Here is a 17,228-nt window from a genome sequence, read left to right as displayed (position 1 = left end):
GAACGTCTGGCCCAAAAGGCCGTTCCGGCGTAAACACGCTGTCAGGGCGACGTGTTCTGAAAAACCTGAAGAACGCGGAGGCTTCCGAATATTCGGATTACGGCTCCGAGTGTCTGCACAGGGACATCAGGAACAGGGTAGATTACAGATGCTGTACGCTTCGACGGGATGTTTCACTCTCACAGCGATCATGGGCGTCTGGCTCTCCATTTTCGCAGCCCGGCACAAACGCCCCTTCAGCTTCCTGACGCCCATACATGTAGGCTCGGCCATTGTGGGCTCGGTCTTTCTGATCATCGCCATCAGCAACGGCGACAGTCGACTCATGCTGAACGTAGCGCTTGCCGTGGCCATCACGGCCTTCGGTGTGCTGATGGCGTTTTTCCGCAGGCGCGGCGCCATGATCGCACCGCTCTATATGTGCCACATCCTGCTGGCGGTGATGTTTTATTTCTCGATGGTCTGCTTCACCATCTTCCCACATTTCGGCCTCAACTAACCGCTTTTAAAGAGCCGAAAGGCTCCTCCAGATCATATAAGCCGCAACTGTGAAGATAACGCAGGCAAAGAACGTCGTCAGCGCCGCACCGGAACCCGACAGGCGCTTTGCCACCCGGGTTCCGAGGAAACTCCCCACAATTCCCCCCGCCACAAACAGCATCCCCATCACCCAGTCCACGTAGCCCGAAAGCATGTAACTCAGCGCCGTACTCGCCCCCAGCGCCGCTACAGCCACAAGAGACGTTCCCACCGCATTGAGAATGGGCATCCGCGTGCAGGCAATCAGCGCAGGCACGATCAGAAACCCGCCGCCAATCCCGAAAAACCCGGACAGAACCCCCGTCCCGGCCCCAGCCATCATGACGCGCGGCATGTTTTGGCGATTGCACGCCGCCCCTGCCTCACCCTTGTTGCGCCGCCCTCGCAGCATAAGTACGCCCACCACGACCATCAGCAGCGCAAAACAGAGCAGCAGTTTCTGCCCGTTCACCGCCTTGCCGAACGCTGCCCCGATGAGCGCCCCTACCACACCGCAGGGGGCAAAAATGGCCGCGCATTTCCATTTGACCGTTCCGGACCGGGCGTGACTGATCAACCCGGCCAGCGCATTGACTGCCACGGCCATCGCACTCGTCCCAATTGCGACATGAGGGTTCTTCACCCCCACCACATAGACCATCAGGGGAACGGCAAGGATGGAGCCCCCGCCCCCGATCAGGCCCAACGTGAATCCGATCAGGACACCGCAGGCCAGTTCAAGCGCAATATGCACAACCGGTTCAGCCGTCCTTCTTCGCGTTCAGCGGCTTGGGTGCAACCATGAGTTCGCGTCCCTTCAGCATCCCATCCCAGTACATCAGCGGCATGACGTATTTCTTGAGCCACCAGGCCAGACGCGTCGGCTTCTGTCCGTTGAGCAGCCATTTCGGCATCGTCGGCGCCAGCTTGCCGCCATAGCGGAACTCAGCCAGCACAATCCGCCCGTTTTCCACCGTCAGCGGACAGGCACCATAGCCTTCATATTCCGAAACCGGAGCCTGATGCTTCAGAAATGCCAGCACATTGGTCGCCACCACAGGCGCCTGCACCCGGACTGCGGCCGCCGTCTTGGCCGAAGACGTGCCGATCACGTCACCAATGGCAAACACGTCCGGAAAACGCACATGCTGCAACGTCGCCGGATTAACCTCAACAAACCCATCCGAACCCGCCAGCGTACTCTCGCGGATCACCTGCGGCGCGCTCTGCGGCGGCACCACATGCAGCATGTCGAACGTCCGCTCGACCTGCTCCACACTATCCCCGACCTTACGCTCGAAGGTTGCCGTGCGGTTCGGACCATCCACCGCCACAAGCTTCGACCCGGTATGCAGCCCAACGCGATAGCGCTTGATGTATTCCATCAGCGGCGGAACAAATTCCTTCACGCCAAACAGGCCCGGCGTAGCAGTGTCGAACTCCACCGAAATGCTGTCCAGCACGCCCCGACGCTTCCAGGCATCACAGGACAGATACACAGCCTTCTGCGGCGCACCGGCACATTTGATCGGCATGGGCGGCTGCGTGAAAATCGCCGTGCCACTTTTGAGCTGCTGCACCAGCTGCCAGGTATAAGGTGCCAGATCGAAACGGTAGTTCGACGTCACGCCGTTCTTGCCCAGCGTCTCCGCCAGACCGGGAATAGCGTCCCAGTTCAGCGTAATCCCCGTCGCCACGATCAGCGCGTCATAGGAAACGACCGTACCATCCCCCAGAACCACTTCCCGTACCTCCGGCCGGAATAGCTTCGCCGCCTGCCGCATCCAGACAACATCCTTCGGCATGACATCCGCTTCCTTGCGGCGCGTCTGGGCCGCCTGAAAGACACCGCCGCCCACAAGCGTCCAGCCCGGCTGGTAGAAATGCTCGTTCGATGGCTCAACCACGCCGACCGACAAGTGCCTGTTGCGCTTGAGCAGACTCCCCGCAGCCGACAGACCACCTGCGCCGCCACCGATAATCAGAACCTGAAAATGTGCTCCCCCCTTGCGCTGGGCAGCTGAGGGCGCAGCAACGCTCTCAATCCGCGCGCGGAGAATACTGACATCCACACCTGCCCTGTCCGTCACAGCAAAAATCTCGGACGCCGGACGCTTTCCTGCCTCGGCCAGCGCCCAGATCTGCGCGGCCCGCGTTCCAGAACGGCAATAGCCAACCACAGGCGCCGGCAGCGTTGCCAGAACCTCCCGCGTCTGGGCAACCTGCGCATCGGTTGGCACCGTCCCGGCCTTCACCGGGATTGCGGCAAACGCCAGCCCCGCCTCCTTCGCGGCCGCTTCGATCACTTTCATATCGGGCTGGTCCGGAGCTTCTCCGTCAGGGCGGAAACACAGGATCGTGCGGAAACCCTCTGCCTTCAGATCCGCAATATCCTGCACGGCAATCTGGGGAGAAACGGCATAGCTGTCAGTCAGGTGGCGAGTTGGCATAGGAACTCCGGAAACGAGGAAAGATCTTGCAACAACGGCAGAGACGCGCCGAAAATACCGGTATCAGACGCGATTAACGGGAATCTTGATGTAGCTCACGCCATCGGCTTCAGGCTCGGGCAGGTGCCCGCCGCGCATATTGACCTGCACGGACGGCATCAGCAGACGCGGCATCGCCAGAGTGGCATCGCGCTCCGTCCGCATCTTCACAAATTCTTCTTCGCTGATTCCGTCATGAACATGGATGTTGTAGCCACGCTCATGTCCAACCGTCGTCAGCCAGGCGTATTCGTCACGGCCCGGCGCCTTGTAGTCATGGCACAGAAACAGCCGCGTCTCGACCGGCAGCGACAGCAGACGGCGGATGGACCGGAAAAGCTGCCGTGAGTCACCCCCCGGAAAATCCGCCCGGGCCGTACCGAAATCCGGCATGAAGATTGTATCGCCCACAAAAGCGACATTGCCGATCACAAACGCCATGTCCGCCGGTGTATGGCCCGGGACATGCAGTACCGTCACGGGGAGCTCTCCAATCCGGAACGTCTCGCCATCAGTAAACAGACAGTCGAACTGCGACCCGTCCCGCGCGAACCGCGTCCCAGCATTGAAAATCTTGCCGAATACTGCCTGAACCCGAACAATATCCGCCCCGATCCCAAGCTTCCCACCAATCTTTTCCTGAAGCCACGGAGCAGCGGACAGATGATCTGCATGGGCATGCGTCTCCAGCTGCCAGTCAACGCCCAGACCTTCCCGCACGACATAATCAACAATTGCCTGCGCCGATCCGTGCGACGTGCGCCCGGCGGCTGCGTCGTAATCGAGTACGCTGTCGATAACCGCAGCGCGCTTCGTGACCGGACAATGGACGACATGCGTAGCCGTATTTGTCGCCTCATCGAAAAATGTACAGACAACCGGAGAGGGGGACGCGCCTGCCTCGGTTCGCCGGATCTGGCCGGTTGCGGCCTGGATTGCTGCATCATGCATGGCGCTCACCCTCTGGCTGTGGAATGCCTTTACGACACTTTCATTAACTGTTAAGTTAATATTGTAAGTGTTGCATGTCAAGCGCCCTGATGCTTTTGGAACCGGATCATGAACGTATCCTCTTCTGCTGAAACCCCTCTTCCGCCCCTGCGCATCGGCGATCGTGCTCCGGATTTCAGCGCCCGCACCACGCATGGCGAATTCATCATGAGCGCCCTGCGCGGACACTGGGTTCTGCTTTTCGCCCATCCGGCCGATTTCACACCCGTCTGCACAAGCGAGTTCATTGCCCTGGCCCGCAGCGCGGAGGAGTTCCAGCAGCGGGACTGCGTCCTCCTGGGGATTTCCGCAGACAGCCTCCCCGCGCATCTTGCCTGGATCGATGCCATCCACACGCAGTTCGACGTCCACGTCCCCTTCCCCATCATCGAAGACCCCTCCCTCGCCGTCGCCCGGGCCTACGGAATGCTGGACAGCGCCGCACAGGACAGTGCCACTGTACGCTCGGTCTTCGTGATCGACCCCTCAGGCATCATCCGGGCCATCCTGAACTACCCGGCCACCGTCGGACGCTCCGTCCCGGAACTGCTCCGCCTGGTCTGCGCCCTTCAGGAAGTGGACCGTTCAGGCGCCCTGACCCCTGAAAACTGGCAACCCGGACAGTGCACCATCGCACCACCGCTGCAGACACAGGCCGCCGTAGAAAAAGCCGGAGCGAAGTGGTTCTTCCAGCCCATGACTCGGGAACGCCCATGACTGTTCTGCTCCCACTTGAGAAAAGCCGGGAACTGGCGGAATGGCTGCGCATCCTCGCCCAGCCTCAACGCCTCATGATCCTCTCGGCCCTGCTCGACAGCACACATGCCGTCAGCGAACTCGAAACCATGACCGGCATCGGCCAACCCACGCTAAGCCAGCATCTGGGCGCCCTCAGACGTGCCGGCCTGATCGAATCCCAACGCGAATCCCGCGCCATTCACTACTGCTGGGCCGACACGCCCGATGCCCGGCGGGCCCGCGTCCTTCTGATGAGCCTTCAACCCGGCGCACTTCCGCCAGAACTACCTTCTCCCACACCTGAAGCCACACCCGGGCCAGCAGCTTCGGCGCGTTTTGCCCGTATTCTTCACCCCTGAAAGTCCTTAATCAGGAATTATCCAATCCCTATTTAAAGACAATAAGGGACGTATAGTTGCGATAAAGTGATTCGGAGATGAAACTGCAAAAGCCCCATACGCTTACCTGCAGGTAAGGAGAAAGAACATGATCCGTTATTTTATCGCTCTGACCGGCCTGGCATTTGCACTGACGCAGACCGCAAGCGCAGCCACACGCGAAGAACAGACGAAGGCCTGCAAGGGCGATGCGCTGCGTCTGTGTGCGCTTGCCATTCCCAACGAAGCCAAGATCACCGCCTGCATGCAGAAGAAGATCGACAAACTATCCCCGAAATGCCGCGCGATGTTCACACCTCTCCCTCAAGCCAAAAAAGCATCTGCGCCCAAGCCGAAACAGGGCTGAAGCACTCCTGCAAACCAGTTTGACGGATCCGTGATTGCGAAATCGGCTATTTCCGTAATCCCTCCCGCGTCCGTGACTGGTTTCCACCCGACAGACTGGATATGGTGCGTCCAGTGATTTTCAACAGAATACTGACATCACACCGCAACCGTCAGGATCGGACCCGACAGGCCTGGTGTGTTTTGCTGGACAGACCGGAACAATGACCCGACAGTACGACCGCCGCAAAGTAACCCTCAAGGACGTGGCAGCACAGGTCGGGGTTTCCCACACAACGGTTTCCAATGCCTATATCCGCCCTGGCCAGCTCTCAGCCGCCCTGCGCGAGAAGATCCTCGCCGCCGCGCAGGAGCTTGGATATACCGGCCCCGATCCAGCGGCCAAACAGCTTGCCACAGGTCGCGCAGGCGCTCTGGGCTTCCTGTTCAGCGAAGACCTGCCCTATGCCTTCACCGATCCCGCGATCCTCAGCGTCCTCAACGGCGTCGCCCGCTCCTGTGACGAGCGGGAAACCGATCTCGCCCTGATTTCCGCGGGCAGCAACCTACGCAACCGCACAGCTCCAGTCTCGCTCGGCAATGCTGCCGTGGACGGGTACATCCTCTACTCCGTCGCCCCAGACAGCCGCTGCGTCATGATGGCACAGCAGCGCAACGTCCCCCTCGTGGTGGTGGATCAGCCCCGTCTCAACGGCGTACCCTATGTCGGGATCGACGATCGTGGCTCTGCCTACCGCGCAGCCAAGACGCTTCTCGATCTCGGGCACCGGCATTTCGGCATCCTGTCACTCAAGACGGCCCATGACGGATATTTCGGCCCGCTGACCGCCAAACGCCGCGACAATATCGCCCACAGCACCATCGCCATGCGCCTTGAAGGCTATGTGCTCGCATTGCAAGAAGCCGGGATCGCGCCCGAGGACGTCCCGACCTGGGAAATCCCGATCAACTCCGAAGACATGGGCGCCCAGGGCGTACGCCATCTCCTCAATCGCGCCCAACGCCCGACCGCCATCCTCGCCATGAGCGACCGCGTGGCCATCGGCGCCATGCAAACCATCCGTGCGCTTGGCCTAAACATCCCGCAGGATGTGTCGATCTTCGGCTTTGACGACATCCCCGCCGCAGAAGGCGCGGACCTGAGCACGATCCACCAGCCGCATGAGCGCAAGGGCACGGAAGCCGTCCGCCTGCTCAGCGCCGCCACAGGCAGCAACGAAAACGTCATCCTTGAAACCGAACTGGTCCTGCGCGGCAGTATCGGCCCCGCCGCCTGAACTTCCCGTTCGGGAGGCCTTCAGCCCTGAAGCGCCGCCGGCAGGTCCGCGAAAGCGTCAATCCGCAGATCCGGCCCCAGTGCGACGCATTGCTGCGAAGACCCATGACCGTAACTGGCCCAGCATGAGGCAATTCCAGCGTTACGCGCGAACTGGAGATCGGCCACGGTATCGCCCACCATCAGGAAAGCCGAGCGCGGCAGATCGGGAAAAAGCGGACGAACACGTTCTTCCATCACACGCGGATCGGGCTTGTGCGGGAGGTTCGGCTCTGACGCCACAACAGCGCTGAAAAACGATTCCAGACCAAATCGCGCCATGCTCGCATGGACCGTGGGCGCATGCTTGTTGCTAAGAATGGCGAGAGTTTTCCCCTGCTCCTTCAGAGCGGCCAGCGTCTCCACCACGCCGTCGAACAGGACCGTCTCTTCCTCATCAGCCGCCGGATAGAACGCCCGATAGTGCCGCACGAATGAGGCGGCCTCGCGTTCGTCGCTTTTGGGTACGATCGCTTGGAACAGGGTCTGGAGCGTCCCGCCCCGCGTCAGTTCCTGTTCGAGGACATCAGTGGAGGGCGCTGTCACACCCACCGCATCAAAGGCCTCCTTCAAGCTGCGCAGAATAGCGGGCCGCGTCTCCGCCAGAGTGCCGTCATAATCGAGGAGAAGGATCGAAAAACGTGTCATATCCCCTTTTCCCCCGCCCAGCGCCGGAAATCCATCCCCCCGCACAACAACTGACCGATGTCTTACTCCGCAGGCTTTGCCACCCCCGTCAAAAGCGCTCGGATTCCCGGCAGGATCGCAATCAGCAATCCCCCGGGCGGTTGAGGGCTATGGGCGGATGCCAGCATGTTGGCCGAGTTTTCAAAGGCCGCCTGCTGTTCCTGAAGCAGCCGACTCGCATCTATCCGCCAAGCCGAACCTTCCCGACCGTCCAGAACCCCGAGCCCCGCCCGCGACAGCAGACCGACGGCATGCGACACCGGCACGACCGCCTCAAGCACCGGAATACCCTTCGCGCCCACCACAAACGCCGCATCATTGCCCGACCAACGCTGCAGCATCTCCCGCAGCGGAACCGCAAGCCTGCGCTCGCCCCGGACGTACCGCGCTGCCATTTCATTAAACCGCAGTGCTACAAACGCATCCGGATCCGTCACCGCAGCCGGCGCGGAGAGTATCGCATCCCCACTGGATGCAGCGAGATGGTTGAGAGCGTAGTTTCGGACTGGGACCGTCACTTCGGTCAGGATCTTCAGCGGCTCCGAATGTCCCGGCGCCATGGCCTCGCGCATGACCTCCCGATGCTGCGTTGCCTGAAGCCCGGTCGCCTCAAGCTCCGCCATCACTAGCGGCAGACGCCGTTCCAGATCAGGAACATCGCGCACATCCTGCCCGGACCAGAACCGCTCGGCCAGAGCCGCCATCCGGGGCCATAGCCGCCCATCCAGCATCGGCTCAGACATCATTTCCGCCCAGAGCGTACCTTCCGCCCCCATAACCAGCGCCTTCTGCCCGTCATCCAGAGGCAGAGCATGCTCATCCATCGCGAACGGCGCCCAAAACTCAGGATGTTTGGACGGATATTTCGCCAACTGCTCCGCCGTAATCCCCTCGGCCTTCGTATCAAACGGATCCACCGCATAATGGGCGACAGACGGCCGCAGCAGGTCCAGATAATACCCTGCTGACACCACAACCGGATGCCCGGCCCGCGTCGCCGTCCCGGTCCATTTCGAGGCCCGCCACGGTTCGACGACAACATTTTTGGGGATCGGCGCCTCACTGACCTCGTCCCAGCCCATCATGACATGCCCCTGGGCAGAAACGATCTTCGCAACCTCTCCTGTAAAAGCCGCCTGAAGCGCAGCGGCCGTCTCGAAACCATGCGCCTTCATATAGGCCGCAATGGCCGGATTCTTCGTCCACTGAGAGGAGACGACCTCATCGCCACCAGCATGAACATAACGGTCCGGGAAAAGTGCGCCCATCTCCCCGTACAACACGCGCACAAAATGCAACGTCTGCGGATTGGTCGGGTCGAGCGCAGCATTATTGAGGTTCAACCCCTTGGCGCTCACATCCGGCAGAGGCTGGGCCGCCAGTTCAGGATAGGCCTGAAGAATCGCCAGCACATGACCCGGCACGTCGATTTCCGGCACGACACGGATGCCACGGTCAGCCGCATAAGCCACGACCTCGCGGATCTGCGCCTGCGTGTAATACTGGCCGTGCGACGCCACGCTCTGGAGCTTCGGGAACATCCGGCTCTCGACACGGAAACCCGCTCCGTCACTCAGATGCCAGTGCAGGACGTTGAGCTTGACCAGCTCCATCGCATCAAGCTGCCGTTCGACAGTCTCGACCGTATCGAAATGCCGCGACACATCCATCAGCAAACCGCGCCAGGCAAACCTGGGCGCATCCTCGACATGCACCCGCTCCACCAGCGCCCCCTGCGGCGCCACCCGAACAAGCTGAAGCAACGTCGCCAGCCCGTGCATCACCCCCGCCGGTCCATCTGCCTCCAGCCGAGCACCGCTAACGGACGTCGTGAGCGCATAACGCTCCTTCTCGTCCACACTCAGATAAGCCCGGTCCTGCCCAGCCGAGATATGCAGCACATAAGGCGTTCCCCTGCCCGCAGGCCCGGCAATCGCGGCCAGACGTGTCGTGAACCGCGCTGCGGCCCGCCGCAGCAGAGGCGAGGGCCGCGTGTCCCACACGACCTGAATCCCACCCCCGATTGATGCCACCCCATTGGAGACCGAAACAGTTTGCGGCACGGGCAGCAGGGCCTCTTCCGCCCGCGCAACACCTCCCAGTTCTCCGGTCAGCACACTTCCCGCAAGAAGCAGCCACGCCACACGGGCACACCTGCGGGAAGAACTCAGGCCGCGAAGCGAGACGTTATGCGTCATACGGGGCTTTCCTTGAAAAATCGGAAGATCAGTGCGTATCGGTAGGGGGCGGCAGCGCATCAAGCATCCGCTGCGCATCATCAGCCGAGAGCGAAATGCCATAGAAATCATGATAGAAAGACCGGATCGACCGGATCATCGCCGGGACATTCACCTGTCCGGTCTGGACGATCTGCCGGGCCCAGATCACCTGAAGCATCAGCTCCGGCCCATAGCGATCCCAGGGGAAAAGACCCGTCGGATTGCGATAGATCCTCCCCGACTGCACGGCCTTGATCTTCGACCAGACAGGGTCCTTTTCCAATGCTTCCGGATCGCCCGCATTGGCAGCAACGATCAGAATATCCGGATTCCAGGAGAGGACCTGCTCGATGGAAACGGGTTGCTTGTTGCCGTGAATCCCCTGCGCCGCATTCAGCCCGCCTGCACTGCGTATCCATTGGTCAATGATGCTGTCATCACCATCCACCCGCAGCGGCTTGAGGGACTCCACATGCAGCACGCGCGGCCCCTGCGGGTTTGTCGGAGCCTGCGAGATGACCTGAAGGAACGCCGAGCGATAAGCCTGAGCACGCTTGGCGGCAATCGGCGTCTGAAGCAGGGTCGCGGTCCCGTCCACGCAGTCGAGCATCGTATCAAACCGGTCAAACCCTTCAGGCGCCACATTCAGCCCCGCCCGTATCAGGGCCCCGGCGGAATGGCCCGAGCTGGTGACGAACACCAGATCGGGATGCAGCGCCAGCAGTTCTTCCGCATTCAGGTTGCCCGGATCCAACGTCTCGGCCTCTGCCAGTTCCGGCACCAGATGGAACATCCAGGGCAGCATCGCCGGACGCGCCACGGTGCCCACGATCCGGTCCTGCGCACCCAGCATGATGAGCGTCGCATTATGCGCGTACCAGCCTTCAACGATCCGCCCGGGCGGGGCGGCATGCGCCACAGGAGCCGGCAGGGATATGAACAGCGCCCCACCCAGCAGAGCCGCCGGGAGTGTGAGGACCGAAAACCTCTTCAAGAGTTGTGAGAGTGTCATTTCTCGTCCCTTCCATGATGGAAAAAGCGGTTTCCGGCATGGTCCGTCTGGGCCAGAGACACACCGTAAAGCGCTGACATCCGTTGCGCCGTCACAACATCCTGAGGCGGCCCGTCTGCATCAATCCGGCCGTGATCCAGGACCAGAACCCGGCTTGCCTGGACATACAGTTCTTCCGGCCGGTGCGAGGTGAGCATAACAAGCCGGCCTTCCCGAGCAAGATCCGCCAGCAGCGCCATCAGACGCAGCTGATACCCATAATCAAGCCCGGTCATCGGCTCATCCAGCAGCAGGCCCTGCGCGTCCTGCGCAATGGCCCGCGCCAGCACAACCCTCTGTCGCTCCCCGCCGGAAAGCTCCGTCACCGGCCGATCCGCCAATCCCGACAGCCCCATCCGCTCCAGCGCGGCATCAACCGCCATCCGATCTTCGGGAGCCAGGCGTCCCGTCAGCCCGGAATAAGGCACACGCCCCAACTCCACCATCCGCCGCACCGTATAGGGAAAGGTCGCGACATGGCTTTGCGGCACATAAGCGAGATGCCGCGCAATGGCAGAGGCAGACCACTCACGCAGAGAGCGACCTTCCAGAAAGACATCTCCGACCGAAGACGTCAGAAACCCCATCAGCAACCGCAACAGCGTACTTTTACCCGCCCCGTTCAGACCCAGCAGCCCGACCAGCTCACCCTTCTCCAGCGAGAGATCGATCCCCTGCAGCACGAAAGCATTCCCCCGGGGCTGACAAAACCCCAGGTTCCGGCAGGACAGCAGCGTCATGCCACCCCACTCCGCAGACGCCGCAGCACCAGCACAAAGGCCAGCGCCCCGAAAAGCTGCGTAACGATCCCCAGCGGAACCTCCCCCGTCGTCAGACTGCGCGCACAGGTATCAGCCAGCACCAGCCCGGCCGCCCCCAGAAGCGCCGTCACCGGCATCATGTTCCGATGTTCCGCCCCGGCCAGAAGCCGCGCGACATGCGGCACCAGAAGCCCGATCCAGCCAATAATCCCCGCCATCGAGATCGTCATGGCACAGACCAGCGTCGCCAGCACGATCAGCGCCGGACGCATAACCCGCACCGATACGCCCAGACTGCGTGCCTCATCATCCCCGAGCGACAGAACATCAAGCACCGGCGCACACAGAACCAACGCCACCGTCAGAACAATCAGCGGCCCCGACATCCAGGCCAGTTCCTGCCAGTTGCTCGGCGCCAGACTGCCCAGCAGCCAGTTCACAATAGCGGGCAGCTGATCCATCGGATCGGCCAGATATTTCACCAAAGACAGTAACGCCGAGAAAATCGCATTCCCGATCAAACCACCCAGCAACAACGTCAGGATCCCTCCGCCGGGCAACGTCCTGCTGATCAGCAGCCCCGTCCCGACAGCCAGCAGACCGCCGCCGAACGCCCCCATCTGCACCACAACCGCCGACCCGCCACTGACGATACTAAGCGCAGCACCAAACGCCGCCCCACTCAGAACCCCAAGCAGATCAGGCGAGACCAGCGGATTGCGGAAGACCGCCTGATAGGTTGCCCCCCCACAGGACAGCGCACTTCCGACCAGAAGCGCCGCCAGAATACGCGGCAGTCGCGCCTGCATGACGACAACCTGCGCCACGGGATCACTCGCGGAAGACAGATGCAACAGAGACCCGAACACCCCCACCACGCGCAGTAGCGACAACGGATACCGCCCCAGACAGAGCGCGCACAGCACGCTCAGAATGACACAGACCAATGCGAGAGACCGGATCAGGGCAGGACGGGCGGAAATAACGCTTCCTCTCGGCAGAACGGCCAATCTGCCGTCAGGAAATCATAAGCCAAGCCTTCCCGCATCACCAGAACCCCACCGAGGGATAGACCCGGGCAGAGAGCGGAGTCTGAAGCACCCTCGGAACAGGTTCTGGAAGTCTGTCAGAAGCATAGGAGGCTTTTGACACTCGGTGTCATAATATTCACAGAGAAGCATACTTGTTATGGAAGCAATCCAGCAGCCTCTCATGACAAGACATCAATACCCTTCCCATATCCACACAGAGTCCACCTCAGGGAATACTGCAATCAGGACCAAAAAAATCCCGTATTAATGCTGAAACAGCACAAAATCTGTGTTATTTTCATGACAGAGGCGACATTCATTTCCAGAAACACCCGGTTTTGAGATAACGCAATCTTTCCTTTCACGCCTCCGTGCCCTAGGTTGCACCCAACTGCCATCTTTTGTGGCAAACCATTTCAAACCTGCCGGGACAGTTTAAGCATGCTCAAACGGATAGCTGCCGCCGTCATTGGCATTGGCGCAGTGGGAGGCATCGGCTTTCTTGCCTATGCCTGGTACCCCGCCATTGCCCCGATCCCGCGGCCAGCCGCATCGTCATTCTCCGCAGCCGCCATCAGCCGCGGCGAAATCGTGGCGAATGGCGGCTACTGTGCGGAATGTCATACCCGCGTGGATGGCAAGACCGGCCCAGAACTGGCCGGCGACTTCAAGATGGCCACACCCTTCGGTGACATCTTCTCGTCCAACATCACGCCTGATGAAGAATGGGGAATCGGCAACTGGTCGCTGGCTGCGTTCAAGCGCGCCATGAACAAGGGCATCGCCCGCGACGGCTCACAGCTCTATCCGGCTTTCCCGTTCGACCATTTCACGAAGGTCAACGATCAGGACGTCTCGGATCTCTACGCCTATCTGATGACGCGCCCGGCCGTGCATCTGAAGCCGCGTGACAACACGGTCCCCTTCCCGATCAACATCCGTCTGACCGGCCAGGGTTTCTGGAAGCTGCTGTTCTTCACTCCGGGCCGCTACCAGAACGACCCGAAGCACGACGCACAATGGAACCGTGGTGCCTATCTCGCCGAGGGCAACGAACACTGTGGCGCCTGCCATACGCCGCGTAACCTTCTCGGCGCCGAAAAGATGAGCAATGTCTATGACGGTGCAGTCATCGACGGCTGGATCGCTCCGCCGCTGAACGACCATAACCCGACGCCCGTCGTCTGGACCGAAGACGAACTGTTCCAGTACCTGCGTTTCGGCGTGGCTCCGCTGCACGGTTCCGCCGCAGGCCCGATGTCGCCCGTGCCGCACCGCTTCCTCTCCAAGATCCCCGAGGAAGACGTACACGCCATCGCCCATTATTATGCGGACGTGGACAAGGCCGCCCAACGCAGTGCTGGCGATCAGGCTGCGATTGCCCGCGCCATGCACATGTCTGGCATCAATCTGACCGGCCCGCAGACGGAGGACGCCGACGCCCGGCTGTATCAGGCCGCCTGCGGCGCCTGCCATTACAATTCCGGCCCGAACCCCGTTCTGGGTCGCCCGGAACTGGCCCTGAACAATGCGCTGTGGCTGGATGAGCCGAACAACCTCTATCAGGTCATGCTGCATGGCATCACCGCTGAGGAAGGTCAGGACCACATCTCGATGCCGAGCTTCTACACTGCCCTGTCCGATCATGACATGGCCCGCATCGCCGCGTATCTGCGTCGCACACGCACCACGCTGCCCCCCTGGACGGATCTGGAGAAGAAGGCCGCGAGCGCGCGCGCCACGCTCGAAGCTCCGCCCATCAACGCTTCGCACTGATCCGGGCAGGACTGGGAAAACAGGACATGACCACGAAATTTGAACTCAACGGACAGCCCGTTACGGTCGACGCCCCGGCAGATACCCCCCTGCTCTGGGCCATCCGTGACGACCTGAACCTGACCGGCACCAAGTTCGGCTGCGGCATCGGTGAATGCGGTGCCTGCACCGTCCATGTGGGCGGCCGCGCCACACGCTCCTGCATTACGCCGCTCTCCGCCGTCGAAGGCGCTTCGGTCACAACGATCGAAGGTCTGGACCCGGCAGGAAACCACGTCGTGCAGGTTGCTTGGCGTGACCAGCAGGTACCGCAATGCGGCTACTGCCAGTCCGGACAGATCATGCAGGCCGCAAGCCTCCTGAAGGACTATCCGAACCCGACGGACGACCAGATTGACGGCGTAATGGGCGGCAGCCTCTGCCGCTGCATGACCTATATCCGCATCCGCAAGGCCATCAAGGAAGCTGCTTCCAAGCAGCAGGAAGGCGCCAACAATGGCTAAAATCGAACAGATTGCGAAAAAGAGCGACGCCACGCGCCTCTCCCGCCGCAACTTCCTGATGACGGCGACCGGCGCCGGGCTGATGTTCGGTTTCGCCCGCAAGGCCGGCGCTGCCACGACGCTGCCCTCCGCCATGCCGCCGGAAGCCGCGTTCGAGCCCAACATCTGGTGCGCCATCGCGCCCGACGGCGCCATCAACGTCAATATCGTTCGCGCCGAAATGGGCCAGCATGTCGGCACCGCCCTCGCCCGCATCATCGCGGACGAAATGGATGCGAACTGGGACAATATCCGGATCACCGAAGTCGACACCGCTCCGAAATGGGCCGGGAAATACGTCACCGGCGGGTCCTGGTCGGTCTGGGACACCTGGGACACGTTCCGTCAGGCCGGTGCCGCAGCCCGGACAGTCATGCTGGAAGAAGGCGCAAAACTCCTCGGCACGACGCCGGAGCACTGCACCGTCAGTGAAAGCGTCGTTTCCGCAGGCGGCAAAAGCGTGTCCTTCGGAGACATCGTGGCCCGCGCCAAGCCGACGCGGAGTTTCACGCCGGACGAGATGGCAAAACTGCCGCTCAAGCCGGTCACGAACCGTCGCCTCATCAGCAAGCCCGTCCCGGCGCTCGACATTCCAGACAAGACGACTGGCAAGGCCATTTACGGCATCGACGTCAAGCTCGACGGCATGGTTTATGGCCGCCCGAAAATGCCGCCGACCCGCTACGCCGCCAAAGTCATCTCCGTGGACGACAGCGCCGCGAAGAAGATCCCCGGCTATCTGCGCTACGTCGTGCTGGACGATCCTTCCGGCATCGTTCCGGGCTGGGTCGTGGCACTGGCAAAGACCTATCCCGCCGCCATCCGTGCTGCCGACGCCCTGAAAGTCCAGTGGAATCCCGGCCCGACGATCAACGTCTCCGAGGCGGACATCATCGAGCACGGCCGCAAGCTGGCCGCTGATCCGAAGAACGGCACCCGCGTCTTCAATGACAAGGGCGTGGACGAAGCCCTGACCATCCACCCCGGTCAGGTTTTCGAACGCAGCTATACATGTGCCTCGGTCGCGCATTACCAGCTCGAGCCGGTGAACGCCGTGGCCCGCCACATTGACGGCATGTGGGAAATCCACACCGGCAACCAGTGGCAGTCCCTGATCCTGCCGCAGCTCGCCAAGTCGCTCCAGGTCCCCGAAGAGCAGGTCGTCATGCGCACCTACATGCTCGGCGGTGGTTTCGGACGTCGTCTGAACGGCGATTACTGCATTCCGGCAGCCCTTGCCTCCAAGGCCATCGGCGGCGCACCGGTAAAGCTGATCCTGACCCGTTCCGATGACATGGAGCTGGACTCCATCCGCTCGCCGTCCATCCAGACGATCAAGGTTGCGCTCGACAACGACCGCAAGAAAATCGTGGCTATGGATTATGTCGCAGTCGCAGGCTGGCCGACGCAGGTCATGGCCCCGGCCTTCCTCGCCACCGGTGAAGACGGCAAGAAGTACGATCCGTTCGCCATCGCTGGTGCGGACCACTGGTACGAAACCGGCCCGACCCGCGTCCGCGCCATCAGCAACGATCTCGCCAACGCAACCTTCCGTCCCGGCTGGCTGCGCTCGGTCAGTGCCGGCTGGACGCCGTGGGCCCTGGAAAGCTTCCTCGACGAAGTTGCCCACTCGACCAAGCAAGACCCGCTGGAATTCCGCCTGTCGATGTTCACGGCACAAGGGCGCAATGCCGGTCAGGCTCCCAACTCAGTGGGCGGGGCAAAGCGTCAGGCCGCTGTACTCCAGCGTCTGGCCGACAAGATCGGATATGCCAAGCAGCAGCTTCCTGCTGATACCGGTATCGGCATCGCCACCAGCTTCGGCCAGGAACGCGGTATGCCGACCTGGACAGCCGGTGCGGCGCAGGTTCATGTCGATCGCAAGACGGGCGTGATCACCTGCCAAAAACTCTGGCTGGTGCTCGATGCCGGCACTATCGTCGATCCGGGTGGAGCCCTGGCCCAAACCGAAGGCGCGGCGCTATGGGGCCTGAGCATGGCCCTGTTCGAGGGTACCGAGATCGTCGACGGCACGATCAAGGACCGCAACCTCAACACCTACACCCCGCTGCGCATACCCGATGTACCGGAGATGGATATCGAATTCATCCAGAACACTGAAAAGCCCACAGGCCTTGGTGAACCGGGTGTCACGGTCGTCGCACCTGCTATTGGTAACGCACTCTTCAACGCCGTTGGCATACGCCTGCGCCACATGCCGATGCGCCCTGCCGATGCCCGCCGCGAGCTGAAGCAGCATAAGAGCTAATCCAGCCCGCGCATCACGAAAAAGGCCGCAGCCCCCCGGAACTGCGGCCTTTTTCATGCGTGGTGACAGAGCCACATCCCATAATCCGGACGGGATAG

16 protein-coding genes are annotated in these 17,228 nt (G+C 61.5%); 8 read left to right on the top strand and 8 right to left on the bottom strand.

Annotated elements, in window-relative coordinates; translation table 11 throughout:
* Positions 1 to 148 precede the first annotated feature (148 nt).
* On the top strand, positions 149 to 499 hold the full coding sequence (locus GSP01_RS03700; RefSeq protein WP_141350845.1) for a hypothetical protein: 351 nt from the start codon (positions 149 to 151) through the stop codon (positions 497 to 499).
* Positions 500 to 505: 6 nt separating this feature from the next.
* On the opposite strand, the gene GSP01_RS03695 is transcribed toward GSP01_RS03700, so the two are convergent.
* The 3 genes from GSP01_RS03695 to GSP01_RS03685 form a co-directional block, all read right to left on the bottom strand.
* Positions 506 to 1,273, bottom strand: a complete 768-nt coding sequence (locus GSP01_RS03695; RefSeq protein ID WP_141350843.1) for a sulfite exporter TauE/SafE family protein — start codon at positions 1,271 to 1,273, stop codon at positions 506 to 508.
* Positions 1,274 to 1,280: 7 nt separating this feature from the next.
* A complete protein-coding gene (locus GSP01_RS03690; protein WP_141350841.1) occupies positions 1,281 to 2,969 on the bottom strand; it encodes a bifunctional protein tyrosine phosphatase family protein/NAD(P)/FAD-dependent oxidoreductase in 1,689 nt (562 codons plus the stop codon).
* Between the two features lie 63 nt (positions 2,970 to 3,032).
* Positions 3,033 to 3,959 (bottom strand): MBL fold metallo-hydrolase, encoded by a 927-nt coding sequence (locus tag GSP01_RS03685; protein WP_141350839.1) that lies wholly within the window; start codon positions 3,957 to 3,959, stop codon positions 3,033 to 3,035.
* 108 nt (positions 3,960 to 4,067) lie between these two features.
* On the opposite strand from GSP01_RS03685, the gene GSP01_RS03680 reads away from it, so the two are divergent.
* From GSP01_RS03680 to GSP01_RS03665, 4 genes are all read left to right on the top strand, one after another.
* Entirely contained in the window at positions 4,068 to 4,715 is a 648-nt protein-coding gene (locus tag GSP01_RS03680) for a peroxiredoxin (RefSeq protein ID WP_141350837.1), read from the top strand.
* Positions 4,712 to 5,095, top strand: coding sequence for an ArsR/SmtB family transcription factor (locus GSP01_RS03675; RefSeq protein ID WP_141350835.1), 384 nt, complete (start codon positions 4,712 to 4,714; stop codon positions 5,093 to 5,095). The genes GSP01_RS03680 and GSP01_RS03675 overlap by 4 nt, the downstream gene beginning before the upstream one ends.
* Positions 5,096 to 5,222: 127 nt before the next feature.
* Complete coding sequence (locus tag GSP01_RS03670) at positions 5,223 to 5,480, top strand: hypothetical protein (RefSeq protein WP_174787535.1); 258 nt, start codon at positions 5,223 to 5,225, stop codon at positions 5,478 to 5,480.
* Between the two features lie 202 nt (positions 5,481 to 5,682).
* On the top strand, positions 5,683 to 6,756 hold the full coding sequence (locus GSP01_RS03665) for a LacI family DNA-binding transcriptional regulator (RefSeq protein ID WP_141350833.1): 1,074 nt from the start codon (positions 5,683 to 5,685) through the stop codon (positions 6,754 to 6,756).
* A 20-nt stretch (positions 6,757 to 6,776) separates the two neighbouring features.
* Here GSP01_RS03665 and GSP01_RS03660 read toward each other — a convergent pair whose 3' ends face one another.
* The 5 genes from GSP01_RS03660 to GSP01_RS03640 form a co-directional block, all read right to left on the bottom strand.
* Positions 6,777 to 7,442 carry an HAD family hydrolase gene (locus tag GSP01_RS03660; RefSeq protein ID WP_141350831.1) on the bottom strand — a complete coding sequence of 222 codons (666 nt, stop codon included), beginning with the start codon at positions 7,440 to 7,442 and terminating at the stop codon, positions 6,777 to 6,779.
* Positions 7,443 to 7,504: 62 nt separating this feature from the next.
* Positions 7,505 to 9,679 (bottom strand): family 20 glycosylhydrolase, encoded by a 2,175-nt coding sequence (locus tag GSP01_RS03655; RefSeq protein ID WP_141350829.1) that lies wholly within the window; start codon positions 9,677 to 9,679, stop codon positions 7,505 to 7,507.
* A 28-nt stretch (positions 9,680 to 9,707) separates the two neighbouring features.
* The gene (locus GSP01_RS03650) at positions 9,708 to 10,694 is read right to left on the bottom strand and encodes an ABC transporter substrate-binding protein (RefSeq protein WP_228123741.1); all 987 of its coding nucleotides are present in this window, start codon (positions 10,692 to 10,694) and stop codon (positions 9,708 to 9,710) included.
* A 14-nt stretch (positions 10,695 to 10,708) separates the two neighbouring features.
* Complete coding sequence (locus tag GSP01_RS03645) at positions 10,709 to 11,491, bottom strand: ABC transporter ATP-binding protein (protein WP_141350825.1); 783 nt, start codon at positions 11,489 to 11,491, stop codon at positions 10,709 to 10,711.
* Entirely contained in the window at positions 11,488 to 12,522 is a 1,035-nt protein-coding gene (locus GSP01_RS03640; protein WP_141350823.1) for a FecCD family ABC transporter permease, read from the bottom strand. Before GSP01_RS03640 ends, GSP01_RS03645 begins: the two co-directional genes overlap by 4 nt.
* A gap of 462 nt (positions 12,523 to 12,984) precedes the next feature.
* Here GSP01_RS03640 and GSP01_RS03635 point away from each other — a divergent pair, with 462 nt between their 5' ends.
* From GSP01_RS03635 to GSP01_RS03625, 3 genes are read left to right on the top strand one after another with little or no spacing between them, the layout of a single operon-like run.
* Positions 12,985 to 14,319 (top strand): cytochrome c, encoded by a 1,335-nt coding sequence (locus GSP01_RS03635; protein WP_141350821.1) that lies wholly within the window; start codon positions 12,985 to 12,987, stop codon positions 14,317 to 14,319.
* A gap of 26 nt (positions 14,320 to 14,345) precedes the next feature.
* Complete coding sequence (locus tag GSP01_RS03630; RefSeq protein ID WP_141350819.1) at positions 14,346 to 14,822, top strand: (2Fe-2S)-binding protein; 477 nt, start codon at positions 14,346 to 14,348, stop codon at positions 14,820 to 14,822.
* Positions 14,815 to 17,130: a xanthine dehydrogenase family protein molybdopterin-binding subunit gene (locus GSP01_RS03625; RefSeq protein ID WP_141350817.1), complete on the top strand. Its 2,316-nt coding sequence runs from the start codon at positions 14,815 to 14,817 to the stop codon at positions 17,128 to 17,130. The genes GSP01_RS03630 and GSP01_RS03625 overlap by 8 nt, the downstream gene beginning before the upstream one ends.
* Positions 17,131 to 17,228: the final 98 nt, after the last annotated feature.

Source organism: Gluconobacter sphaericus NBRC 12467, from assembly GCF_006539125.1.
Taxonomy (GTDB): domain Bacteria; phylum Pseudomonadota; class Alphaproteobacteria; order Acetobacterales; family Acetobacteraceae; genus Gluconobacter; species Gluconobacter sphaericus.
Note: the sequence above shows the minus strand (reverse complement) of the source record. Positions and strands in the feature narration are given on the sequence as shown.

What these genes read in the sequence shown, in the direction of transcription:
- GSP01_RS03700 (WP_141350845.1), top strand. Translation starts at nt 149, where the DNA reads ATGCTGTACGCTTCGACGGGATGTTTCACTCTCACAGCGATCATGGGC.
- GSP01_RS03690 (WP_141350841.1), bottom strand. Translation starts at nt 2,969, where the DNA reads ATGCCAACTCGCCACCTGACTGACAGCTATGCCGTTTCTCCCCAGATT.
- GSP01_RS03685 (WP_141350839.1), bottom strand. Translation starts at nt 3,959, where the DNA reads ATGCATGATGCAGCAATCCAGGCCGCAACCGGCCAGATCCGGCGAACC.
- GSP01_RS03680 (WP_141350837.1), top strand. Translation starts at nt 4,068, where the DNA reads ATGAACGTATCCTCTTCTGCTGAAACCCCTCTTCCGCCCCTGCGCATC.
- GSP01_RS03675 (WP_141350835.1), top strand. Translation starts at nt 4,712, where the DNA reads ATGACTGTTCTGCTCCCACTTGAGAAAAGCCGGGAACTGGCGGAATGG.
- GSP01_RS03670 (WP_174787535.1), top strand. Translation starts at nt 5,223, where the DNA reads ATGATCCGTTATTTTATCGCTCTGACCGGCCTGGCATTTGCACTGACG.
- GSP01_RS03665 (WP_141350833.1), top strand. Translation starts at nt 5,683, where the DNA reads ATGACCCGACAGTACGACCGCCGCAAAGTAACCCTCAAGGACGTGGCA.
- GSP01_RS03660 (WP_141350831.1), bottom strand. Translation starts at nt 7,442, where the DNA reads ATGACACGTTTTTCGATCCTTCTCCTCGATTATGACGGCACTCTGGCG.
- GSP01_RS03655 (WP_141350829.1), bottom strand. Translation starts at nt 9,679, where the DNA reads ATGACGCATAACGTCTCGCTTCGCGGCCTGAGTTCTTCCCGCAGGTGT.
- GSP01_RS03645 (WP_141350825.1), bottom strand. Translation starts at nt 11,491, where the DNA reads ATGACGCTGCTGTCCTGCCGGAACCTGGGGTTTTGTCAGCCCCGGGGG.
- GSP01_RS03635 (WP_141350821.1), top strand. Translation starts at nt 12,985, where the DNA reads ATGCTCAAACGGATAGCTGCCGCCGTCATTGGCATTGGCGCAGTGGGA.
- GSP01_RS03630 (WP_141350819.1), top strand. Translation starts at nt 14,346, where the DNA reads ATGACCACGAAATTTGAACTCAACGGACAGCCCGTTACGGTCGACGCC.
- GSP01_RS03625 (WP_141350817.1), top strand. Translation starts at nt 14,815, where the DNA reads ATGGCTAAAATCGAACAGATTGCGAAAAAGAGCGACGCCACGCGCCTC.